1 pseudogene is annotated in these 409 nt (G+C 43.8%); it reads left to right on the forward strand.

The annotated features are described in order from the left end of the window. Window positions 1-409, forward strand: a pseudogene (locus ACTNB3_RS17935) (transposase); the annotation flags it as partial.

The following is a 409-nucleotide window of genomic DNA, read 5'->3' on the forward strand; positions in this document are numbered from 1 at the left end:
GATCAAATGCAAGGTCTGCGACACAAACTTTTCACCGGATGATAACCGTTTCTCTAAAGAGTACACCTTACGCTGCCCCCACTGTGGAAATGCTCTGGTACATAAAAAAGACAGGAAACACTTTATCGTCCACAAATGCGTGAATCCCAAATGCCCTTACTATCTCCACAATCTTAAAAAAGTAGATAAGGAACATCTTGAAAAAGCTTATGGCAAGAACGAATACAAACTACACTACATCTACCGTGAATTCACCGTGGATTTCTTTAAAATGGATCTGGATTCCCTCCCGAAAAACGCTTCTTCCCTGAAGTTCAACAAGTTCGATTCCCACGTGATGTCACTGTGCCTGACTCTTCACGTTAACCTCGGGCTCTCCCTGCGGAAAACCTCCCAGGCTTTGAAGGAT

Origin of the sequence: Bariatricus sp. HCP28S3_D3 (genome assembly GCF_052065755.1) — a bacterium.
Classification (GTDB): Bacteria; Bacillota; Clostridia; order Lachnospirales; family Lachnospiraceae; genus Allocoprococcus.